Raw genomic sequence first — 6,777 nt, 5'->3', positions numbered from 1 at the left:
CTTGGTTATATTGCTTCCAGTTGCTGATTTTGTACTTTGCCTTACCCATCATCGTCACCCATCTCAAAGTTCTAATGATCTGATCGTGGTTCTGATGATTAGTTCAATGATTTAGGAAACAACGCCCCAAGAGTTCGAGCGTGATGTCTTCAAACGACAACACGTCACCGCCAAACTCATTCGCAAACGCCTCGGCCGCGGCTAAGCTCGAAAATGGCGCGACCGCAGGCCCCATCACTGCTTTTTTGCTGGTGCCATAGACATAATATGCCGCCTTGGCATCGATAAAGGCCGAATCTTGAGGATGCGCCCAATCGGTGACACCAACATCATGAACAAATAACGCCGTCACCTGGCGCTTGTTTTCTGGCTGCAGCGCGAAAGTAAACATATCGCGGCTAGAGCAAAACTTGGGATTGTAGTCACCGTTGTCTATCACGACTTGACCTTTAGGGCCGGGGTATTTGGTGATCATCATGCCGCATAAATGACAGCGATCATGCTCGGTAATGGTGCTAGCAACGCTAATGTCGGCAATGGCTTGATTATCTGAACAGGCCACGGCGAGCGGAATGAGAAGTAAAGTAAGCAGTTTTTTCATAGTGTTGGATCTCATTGCTGAGGATTATGTCGTCGTTGACAACCTCTTTATAAGCTCACACCACTGGGGTGAAACCTAGTGAGGATGTGTTGACGAGAGCGAACTAATAGACACAGTGATCAACGATTGTTGACCACTGTGTTCACTGGCGAGATTAAATCGCGTGTAGCTGACCTGCGTATAGAATAAATAAACGCAGACACATCATACCGGTCACGGCGCAAAATCCTGACAGATAGAATGCTGAAGCTGAGTGACTGAACTTTTTGCCGGTGGCAAAATTAAGCAGTAACGGCCCCATAAAGCCAATGCCGACCACACCAATCCAGAAGACACTTGACCACATACCTTCATGGAAGGCAGCAAATGCCGCTTGCGCGCCAGCGTTACCGCCGAACAAAGCCATAGCGATCATGAAAATGAACAAGGCTTCAGCAAACATGATTGGCCATTCAGCGCTATGCAGCACATGCATGTCCTTGCTATGTAAAGGCTCTTTGAACATATACACAGCTAACATTTTGGCTGACGCAGCGCCTGCTGATAATCCAGATGCCACAAACAAGGCCGGCAGCGCCGAGGTATTGATCAGTGGGAAGCGGATCAGGGCTGAAATCAAGAAGCCCGTGTAAGCACACACTGATAATGCCAATACCAATACCGCAATTTCCATTGGGCGACGGAAACCTTTGATGGCCTGAATGACAGGCAACAAGAAGTTTAACGCCTTGATATCACGAACTTCTTCTTCCAGAGCCAATAAGGTAATAATGGCCACTAACGGAATATAGAATGTCAGCGCGATAACCCCGATAGACATCACAGAATTCAGGTTGTAGAACACCAGAATTCGCCAGAAAAATAACGGGTTGGTTAAGTCAAATACCAGGCAGATCATCCCTAAGCTGATGGTCACAAATGACACCAGCGAAGCGGCTTTCAAAAATGGGGTATTTTCGGTTTGTCCAAGGAAAAAACGCATCCCTAAGGCAATGGTTAACGCACCGCCAGAAATACCTGCAAAAAACAGGTATACCGCGATCGGCCAAGGCCAAGCAACGCCCTCAGACAGCCCCATGGTAAACTCTATACTTCCGTCCATGTTAGACTCCCAGTTTTACAATTGGAATGTAACGCAAGCTAGGTTCAGTTCCGAAATGTGGCTTAATGCGTACCGAATCCTTAACTGCGAGCAAACGGCTCACATAAGAGTTCGGGTCGTTAGCATCACCAAAGATCAGTGCATCATAACGACAGCTTTGAACACAAGCCGGCTTCTCGCCTTTGGCCAATTTGCTTTCTAAACAGAAGTCACAGTTATCAGCAACATCAGTGTCTTCGTTAATAAAGCGGGCGTTGTACGGACAGGCGCCAATGCAGTACTTACAACCTGCACATTTGCTGTCATCCATGGTCACAATGCCGGTCTTTGGATCGCGATGAGCCGCGCCAGTAGGGCAAACCGTGACACAAGGAGCGTTCTTACACTGCTGGCAAGAAACGCGCACAAACTTTCGCTCACATCCACATTCCATTTTGCCGCAATGAGGACATGCTTGTCCTTCAACACGACCAGACTGTTGCTCTAGCAGGACTTTTGACTTACCGGCAGGTAAGTTGTTGGCCTGATTACATGCAGTCTTACAATCGCCACAACCAACGCACTTGTTCTGGTCAAAAACCATCACATAATGGGGCCTGTTAGCGCCTTCGCCATCCTCTTTGACTGATGAGCAACCTGCGGCCGTCATCAATACAGAGCATGCGCCGACTCCTTTCAGGAACCTCCGTCTCTCTATATTTTCACTCACAACATCCTCCATCTATCGATCATCGATCGATGTGATTTTTATATAGGTGCTCTTGTGCTCAGTGTTTGTGATGCGGTGCCCGTTAACTGGTGCCGAGTTTTGCTTGAGCCTTGGCAATCGCATTCTCTATGGAGTGTCGATTTACCGGCTGTTCGCGGTTCTGCAATAATATGGTCCAGTGTTCAATTGCCTTGGAATACTCCCCCCTCAGGTATGCATCCGTGGCTAAAAGTAAGCGGGTTTGCAACTCTTCCCGATGCAGTGCTAATGCTCGGGCGATAACAATACCGGTCTCCGGCGCAATGGCGCGTTCGTCGCGGTAATACATGGCGGTTGCTTTCATACCAAGCAGCTCCGCCGACTCCCCGTTAAGGGAAATCAGTTGATTTAACGTCGTCACCGCGTCTTGGTATAAACCGCCGGCGGCATATGACTGCGCTAAATCCAATAACGCCACTTCATTGTCTGGTGTTTGCTCAACGGCGCGTCGACCTTTAGTAATATCGGCGGCCACCAGATAATTAATGTGTTGATTGACATGACCCGTATCCCAGTCATGAAAACGGCCAGTTTGGCTATACACCCCAAGGGTTAATAACAAAACCACACCACTGATAATCCATGGGAACAATCGCATCACACCAGGGCTTACCTGAGGCGCTCTCTCTGCAGCGCCGCCGGTATTAACCTGAGGTAGGTGCCGATTTGAGTGAAGCCACAACAGCAGGACAACGCTTGCTAATATGCCCGTCATTGCCAATGCCAACATAGTTCACTCTCCTGTGGATAAATAAAACACGAATTAACCGTGACCCATCATCGACTTTAAGTCGGGCTCACTCTTAGGTGCTTCAACATTCACTAACTCAATGTCAAATACTAAGGTCGCTTGTGGTGGGATTGCGCCCGCGCCGTCTTCGCCATATGCCAATGCTGCAGGGATGGTAAAGCGGTAGGTCGAGCCCATCGGCATCAGTTTCAGGCCTTCTTGCCACCCTTCAATCACTGACATCAATGCAAAACGCGCCGGCTTATTTTGCATATAGGTGCTTTCAAACTCAGTGCCATCAATGAGCTTGCCCACATAGTTGACTGTGACCACGCTTTCAGGCTTAGGCAGCTCACCTGCCCCTTGGATCAGCACTTCATACTGCAGGCCGGATTCGGTAGTCACTACCTTGTCATTTTTGGCATTGTTGGCCATAAACGCAGCGCCATCATCGAGGTGTTTTTGCGAGATTCTGGCGATTTCTTCATTGCGTTTCTGATTTAAGAACTCACCGCGCTTATTAAGATAATCAACCACTTGTTCTTCAGACATGTCACTGGTGTTTTTCAGTGCATCGACAAAGCCTTCGATCATGACATCAATATTGATTTCAGCACCCAGTTCAGTCTGGTTATAAATCTGATTTGACAGATAGTTACCCACTGAGACCCCAACGCTGTAAGACTCTTTGTTAACGTCAGTCGACAAATCCGTCGCCCACGCTGGCGCAGAAAGAGTGAATGCAATGGTGCTCGCCAGCAGGAATTTTTTGCTATTAATTTTCATGATTTATTTCTCAAGTCTTAGACCAGCACAGGCCGGTAATTCATCATTAAGGGCGTTCAAATGGACGGTTAGACATGCGCCAGCCATAAATACCATCAGGCATTTGGCGAACGTTGGTGTAACCCAGCTTCATGACCTCACGAGCTGCGACATTACTCATGGTGCAAAGACGGTTGGCGCAATAAAACACCATCACCGCATCTTTATTCTTTGGAAGTAACTCTCTCCAATTTCTCACATTGAAAAAAACCGCTCCGGGAATAAAGCCCTCAGCCCACAACTCCAGAGTATTTACATCGAAAAAATAAACGCCTTCTTTGCCAACCAAGGTGTCTGCTTCCATCATGGTGATGGTATTAAGTTGGATATCATGCTGAATGGCCGGAGTTAACTCACCACCACTGCCCGCTACCGCTGTGGCCATTGGGGCAAGCAAACAAATAGACATCAACACATTTCGTAAAGACTTGTTCATCATATTTTCCTGTATGCCCCAGCACGTAAACGTGCTGGGGACAATCAGTAATCAGCAGATTACATGTTTACTGCGTAACCATTGCCATCGAGGATAGCTTGAGCCTGAGTCACATAAGACAGGGCTGCATCGATACGCTTCTTGGTGTAACGAGGACCGTGAACACCCCAAGAACCATCAGCTTCTAACAGATCCAGTGTTTCTTGTGCTTTTTCAGTCAGCATATAAACCTGAGTCTTTTGTTCGTTAGTCAGCTTGGTCACTTCCATCAGTTGGTCGATACGCTCAATCGCGCCAACCACTTCTGCGTAAGTTTCCTTGATAGGCTTCTGCCACTTCTGAACTTCACCGTAGATTTCCATCTGGTCGTCATAGTGCATGCCGATTTCCAATTCAGACTGGAATGGGCTATGACAACCTTTGTTTTCTACTGCGTCGACATCAGATGGGGCGGTGCGAGCACAAGACCACATCAGATCCAGGTAGTAATGACCTTCTTCATCCTTAGCCAATGTCCAGTTTTTCTCGCTAGCATCACGAGAAGCACTGCCCTCTGGAGGATTCAACATCTTACGTTCTGGATGAATATCAATCTTCCATACGTGGCTCTTACGAACCGCATCGAAACCAGCCATGTCTGGGTATTGCATACCGGTAAAGTTCTCACATGAACCCGTGTTAGGCATGTGACAAGATTGACAGGTTTGGTTGCTGTGAGTCTTGCTGTTGTCAGCAATTGTCTTTTGCGCTTCATGACAATCGGTACAGTCTTTCTTCATCGCTGGACGAGTAAAGCCTTCTTTCCAATCGTTACCAGTCACTTCGTGTGGATCGTGACAGGTCGCACAACGCATACCCTTGTCATAGTGGGCAGAAGAGAACATTTGTGAACCTTCAGTACCACATGATGGGCAAGATGACTTCATCTTCACACCGAAGGCATATTCTAACTTCTCTTTGCCTTCGTCAGTTGTGGCCAAGTCTTCAATAAAGTTGAAACGTTGGTGACAACGTTCACAGTTTGAAGGCATGCCGCCACCGATACCGCCGTCTAAGTGACCACCGGCGCCATGACACTCTTCACACGCAATACCGCGAGAAATTGTGTGCTCTTGCAACTTCTTAGGATCGCCTAAGGCATCGAAGAATTCTTGCTTGTTCTTAAAGTCAAACTTGAAGGTATGGCACACTTCACAGTAAGAAGAAGCAGGCTGGAATAAGAATTCCTTCTCATACTTAGCACCGTAAGAAGTCATACCCCACTGGTGAGAACTGGTCGGACCGAATTCAGACAGCTCAGTTGGGAAAGTTGGGATCAGCTTTTTAATTTCTTTAGCTTTTTCTGGAGTAAACCATTCTGCCCAACCACGAGAGAATTGGTTACCACCGGCCACTAAGGTACCGGTTCCATCGCGTAATAAACCATCACGAATATGGTAAGTACCGCGTACCAACCAGGCATCGATATAGCCATACTTGGTACGTGGAGTACCTACAGTGGCGTAGATGGCATCTGGAGTAATACCATCTGGCAGGATAGAGGTATCCTTGGTGTCGTACATGGTTTGCTCAAGATCGTTATCGACCTCAGGGTGCTCGCCAGGGAAACGAATGGTTTTGGCGTGACGTGAACGCTTCCACTTCTCATACTGAGCCGCGTGACACTCACCACACTTCTCAGGGCCAACAAACTTGTTTGGATAGTCAAGAATTGACTTCTCACCTAAGCGATACTGAATCGCCATTGGGCGGCCATGGTGCTTAGAGTACTTTTGGCTGTTACCTTGATCTAAATATTCTTCACCACGGTCAGAAATCTTATAAGTACCGAGTAAACGACCCTGTTCTTCGTATTTAAATACAGGGTGATTTTGGAATAAGAAATCAAAAAGCTCTTTCTCTTGCACGATATAGTCTTGCAGAGTTTTAACGCCTTTTGACTCTTCAGTCAGATCAGGATTAGCAATAATCTTCTGAGCACTCACGCCCATATCTTTAGTGCCATATCCAGGCTCACCAGGTTTGGCGGCATAAGCTGCGGTGCTGGCTACAGCGCCTAAACAAAACAACGCCCCTAGCGTCGCTTTGTGCTTCCATTGTTTCATCATTCACTCCTAATTATTATGAGTATTATATTTTTCACTGAACCAGAGAATTCACCGAATCACATAAACACCTGAGCAACACCGATTTTCTAGTGATAACAATTAAAAAAATCAGAGCTAGAGCACAAAAAACAGAGCCTCATAATCACAGAGTTGTAAAAGCCAATATTTGATATAAAAAACAATAACTTAAACATATAGCTTTACGCTTAATTTATATGTAAAAAGCG

7 protein-coding genes are annotated in these 6,777 nt (G+C 46.9%); all 7 read right to left on the bottom strand.

What is annotated here, in order from left to right:
- Positions 1 to 103 precede the first annotated feature (103 nt).
- Positions 104 to 601, bottom strand: coding sequence for a nitrous oxide reductase accessory protein NosL (locus KU855_RS15130; RefSeq protein ID WP_218531104.1), 498 nt, complete (start codon positions 599 to 601; stop codon positions 104 to 106).
- Between the two features lie 154 nt (positions 602 to 755).
- Complete coding sequence (nrfD, locus tag KU855_RS15125) at positions 756 to 1,703, bottom strand: NrfD/PsrC family molybdoenzyme membrane anchor subunit (protein ID WP_218531103.1); 948 nt, start codon at positions 1,701 to 1,703, stop codon at positions 756 to 758.
- 1 nt (position 1,704) lies between these two features.
- Complete coding sequence (locus KU855_RS15120; RefSeq protein ID WP_218531102.1) at positions 1,705 to 2,412, bottom strand: 4Fe-4S dicluster domain-containing protein; 708 nt, start codon at positions 2,410 to 2,412, stop codon at positions 1,705 to 1,707.
- Positions 2,413 to 2,494: 82 nt separating this feature from the next.
- On the bottom strand, positions 2,495 to 3,181 hold the full coding sequence (locus KU855_RS15115; protein WP_218531101.1) for a tetratricopeptide repeat protein: 687 nt from the start codon (positions 3,179 to 3,181) through the stop codon (positions 2,495 to 2,497).
- Between the two features lie 33 nt (positions 3,182 to 3,214).
- Positions 3,215 to 3,967 carry an FKBP-type peptidyl-prolyl cis-trans isomerase gene (locus KU855_RS15110; protein WP_218531100.1) on the bottom strand — a complete coding sequence of 251 codons (753 nt, stop codon included), beginning with the start codon at positions 3,965 to 3,967 and terminating at the stop codon, positions 3,215 to 3,217.
- Positions 3,968 to 4,013: 46 nt separating this feature from the next.
- On the bottom strand, positions 4,014 to 4,391 hold the full coding sequence (locus KU855_RS15105) for a rhodanese-like domain-containing protein (protein ID WP_371316371.1): 378 nt from the start codon (positions 4,389 to 4,391) through the stop codon (positions 4,014 to 4,016).
- 110 nt (positions 4,392 to 4,501) lie between these two features.
- Positions 4,502 to 6,547: a cytochrome c3 family protein gene (locus tag KU855_RS15100; RefSeq protein WP_218531107.1), complete on the bottom strand. Its 2,046-nt coding sequence runs from the start codon at positions 6,545 to 6,547 to the stop codon at positions 4,502 to 4,504.
- Between the last annotated feature and the right edge of the window lie 230 nt (positions 6,548 to 6,777).

Origin of the sequence: Shewanella sp. NIFS-20-20, assembly GCF_019209865.1 — a bacterium.
In the GTDB taxonomy this organism is placed as follows: Bacteria; Pseudomonadota; Gammaproteobacteria; order Enterobacterales; family Shewanellaceae; genus Shewanella.
This window is presented reverse-complemented; position numbering and strand designations above follow the sequence as displayed.